Origin of the sequence: Mesorhizobium sp. M2A.F.Ca.ET.067.02.1.1 (genome assembly GCF_004023285.1) — a bacterium.
Classification (GTDB): Bacteria; Pseudomonadota; Alphaproteobacteria; order Rhizobiales; family Rhizobiaceae; genus Mesorhizobium.
In genome coordinates this window covers 1-3,435 of record NZ_RZSB01000650.1, presented here as the reverse complement: position 1 = coordinate 3,435, position 3,435 = coordinate 1, and the positions used below count along the sequence as shown (strand labels likewise).

The 3,435-nt window shown below is 60.5% G+C and carries 5 protein-coding genes; all 5 read right to left on the bottom strand.

The features are described 5' to 3' along the window. Positions 1 to 363, bottom strand: a 363-nt coding sequence (locus EOA28_RS29335; protein WP_189342233.1) for a TrbG/VirB9 family P-type conjugative transfer protein, incomplete at its 3' end; no start/stop codon positions are given. Further along, positions 360 to 1,070 (bottom strand): type IV secretion system protein, encoded by a 711-nt coding sequence (locus EOA28_RS29330; protein ID WP_128315553.1) that lies wholly within the window; start codon positions 1,068 to 1,070, stop codon positions 360 to 362. The genes EOA28_RS29335 and EOA28_RS29330, both read right to left, overlap by 4 nt. Positions 1,071 to 1,151: 81 nt before the next feature. Continuing rightward, positions 1,152 to 2,141, bottom strand: a complete 990-nt coding sequence (locus tag EOA28_RS29325) for a type IV secretion system protein (protein ID WP_128315552.1) — start codon at positions 2,139 to 2,141, stop codon at positions 1,152 to 1,154. 212 nt (positions 2,142 to 2,353) lie between these two features. Further along, entirely contained in the window at positions 2,354 to 3,088 is a 735-nt protein-coding gene (locus EOA28_RS29320; protein WP_128315551.1) for a type IV secretion system protein, read from the bottom strand. Positions 3,089 to 3,097: 9 nt separating this feature from the next. Then, positions 3,098 to 3,435, bottom strand: a 338-nt coding sequence (locus tag EOA28_RS39095) for a hypothetical protein (protein ID WP_189342232.1), incomplete at its 5' end; no start/stop codon positions are given.

Below are 3,435 nucleotides of genomic sequence, written 5' to 3'. Positions count from 1 at the left end.
GACCTGGAAGGATGCACGATCGCGGTCGCTGTCGGTGGCTTTGAGCAACAGCGAATAGACGCGTCGGTCGGTGATGACGTTGACATTCGTCCAGGCGTCCCGTTCGAGCGGCTTGATGAAGAGAAAGCGTGAGCCGCGTTTGGGAACGATGGACCAGCCTTTGGTGTCGCCGGCCGAAACGGTCTCGATCACCTCGGACGGGCTGAGCTCAATCATCGTGGAGACTCCGAGCGCGGCATTGACCGTCGTCACATTGTCGTTGTCGAAGGGCACATAGCGGATACGATAGTCGCGCACGGCAGCTGAGCTGGCCGAGCCAAGCAAAATCAGCAGCAATAGAGCGGCGCCAATGTGGGTCTTCATTGCGCGTTCCCTGCCGTTGGCGCGGACTCCTGATCGCGACGGTATTCGATCACCTGGAAGCCAAGCGGATTGTCGAAGCGCCATTCGTTCTTGATCGGCGTCGTCGTGTAACGGAATTTCACCACGGCCACCCAATTTTCGGTCGTCGAAGAGTTCTCGCGGCGCGTCAAGGTCGAAAACCGCACCGACGCCGTCGTGCTGTTGAGCAGCGAAACCGACTTGACGTCGACGGAAATGGTCACGTTGCGCCCGTAGACCTTGTCGAGCGACTGCGCGTTGGACGGCGTGTAAGCCCAAGTCAAATCCTTGGACGCCGTTCCTGTCGAATAAAGCTGCGCCAGATCGTAGTTCTGCTTGATCTCGCGCGCGTCATAGGTTTCGCGGGCGCGGATATAGCGAACGAGATTGGCGGCCGTGACCGCCTCATTCTGCGACAGATCACCGGGTTTCAGCGCGCGCGCTACTTCGAGATATCCGGTCGTCTTGTCGACCTCGATGACATAGGGCTCGAATTGCTTGAGCGGAAGGAAGAGCACGAGCGTCAGCAATGACAGGCCCGCAACCACACTGGCGACGCCGCTGACAAGCCACGCCAGCGTGCGCGAACGTCTGATAGACCGGTGTGTGTCGTCCTCCCATGTTGCGCCGGCCTGATAGTAGCGCTGGTCAACGAGTTTGCCGGTCTCGGCGGGGATGCTTGCCTGCATTTTTGTCACTTTACTTTAGCCTCACGTCCAAGCTCCCACTGCGGCCCTCGAGCAGCACTTCTCAGGCGGATGTTTGCGCCTCTAGGCCAACGGCCTCGCGTTATCGCGCGCCGCTTGCTGAATGGATGATCGCGCCGCCTCGCTGCTGCGGGATGGTCTCAGCCGCTGCCACCGGTTGGCGACAAACCGCGTGCCACGCGCGGCATTGCCGTAGGAGCGGTATGCGCCGACGGTGCTTAGATACCCGCCACCGTTCAGGATCGAGGCGATCGCCGGGATCTGCATCAGCACATAGATGCCGATGATCGTGACCAGGACCAGTGGCAGGACCATCGACATCTTGTTGTCGACGCTGGCGCCTCCCGAGGTGGCAGTGTTCAAGGCCAGATTGACCAGCGAAAAATAAAAGCCCAGGAAGCCGTATATGAGGATTTGCTGGATGATCAGATAGGTGGTGAGCGAAATGAATCCCTCGCTCATCCGGGTTGACCATCGGTAAAGCCAAAGCACAATCCAGACCGGCGCCAGCGCCAAAGTGATGAACAGCATGATCTTGGCCGCAATGATTGCCGCGATCGCAAGCGCCGAAAAGATGATGGCGGCCAGAAGCACGATGGTGGAAAGCAGCGCGCCGAATATGTCGTAGAAAGTGCCGCTATAAACCTGACTGGCAACGTCCTGGGCACCGCGGTAGAGATTGTCGATCAGGGCCGGGATCGCGTCTTGATCCGAGAGCTGGTTGCCGGTGGCGCGCGAGACGGCGCCGACGATGATCTTGCCGATTCCGCTCGGCACCGCCTGCACGAGCTTATAGATCGTCTCAGAGAATGTGCCCCAGCCAGTCAGCAGCAGATAGATGACCACCGCGCGACCGAGGCGGTATGCCGACTCGATCGGAGAGATCGCCTCGCGGCCGCTGAGGATCGAGTATCCCCACCAGATGATGTAGAGGGTGAGCATGAGCGCGTAGACATTCCCCAGCGCATGGCCGAGCTGCATGTAGACGCTGGAGACAAAGCCCCGTCCGACGTCATCGATGCCTCCCAGAATGCTTGTCGCCAGCCCGTTCATCCAGCCTCGACAATACGATCGAAGGGCGGGGCGTTGACCGGCTTCAGGGGTCCGCAGCTGGTATCGCCGGCATAGGCCAACGGCGCGCAGGGCGCCTTGAGCTCGCGAGCTGGCCCGGCGCAGCCGCCTAGCATGACGCTCGCGACCGTTGCGGCGATCACGCCAACCCGCCGCCACCAGGCTGGCTTCCGTTTCGCTCGGCACCTCAACGATCAGTTCCCGCTTTTGCGGAAATTTTGGAACGGATTGACTTGCGCCGGCGTCATCAGCCTTTGCACCTGGCTTTGTCGCAACAGCCGGGTCTTCATTTCCTCGTTGAGCGCGGCGACGGCTCCGTTCTGCACGCCGATGAGCTCGTTGACCGCGCGTGCGTTCTCGAGCTGCATGCGCGTGTTTTGATCGACCGATCCCTTGACGTCCTCGGATTGTCCGATCTGGCCACTAACCGACTGCAACGACTGTTCGCGTTGCGCGACCCCTTGTGAGGCCTGGGAGGTGAGGGCGCTCAACAGCGAGGCGACGTTGACGCTGCCGCTATAGGCGGTGTTGACAGCGCTGCTGCCATCACCGGCGATTTGCTGGAGCTGTTTGACCAGCTGCAGGCCGTTGATGACCGCTCCGGCGATCTTCTGGATTTCCGGCGACAGCCCGCCGAAAGACAGCGCGCCGCCATTGAGGATCGATCCGAAGCTCGGCGCTTGTGCAATCGACATGTTGCCCCCCAAGCCCATCTGGCCGATGCCGAGAGAGCCGTTGCGGCTGCCCGTCAGCGCTTGCAGGATCTGATTGCTCTTCTTGAGGATGTCCTTGTTGGAGCCCATAATGGAATTGGTATTGTCGGCGTTCTGGCGGGCAATGTCCAAGTTCGCATTGTCGATGACGGCGATTTGCGCGTGAGCGGCACTACACAGAAGTGTTGCACATGCTGCGATAGCAATTTTTTTCACGGTAGCCTCCTATTCATGAATTGCTTCGATTGCGCGGGCCGCGCCGGTTGGATCGACGTTGATCGGCACGGACTGCGCGTTGCCCGAAAGGCTTTCGGCGCTCCGGCTGGCACAGGGCAGCCATTGGCTGCGATCGAGGCGCAGCCGTTGCAGCTCGGCCGGGTCGCATGAAAATGGATTTGGCCCGCCATTCGGCGGCGGGGCAATGATCCGCGCGGTCTGCGAGGCTCCGACATTGTTCAAAGAAAGAAACTGACCGAGCAGGGCGGTGAAGTCCGAGGCCTGACCGATATATTGGCCGGTCACGTCGGCATTGAGACTTCGAGCGGACGAGTTGAGCTCCCAGG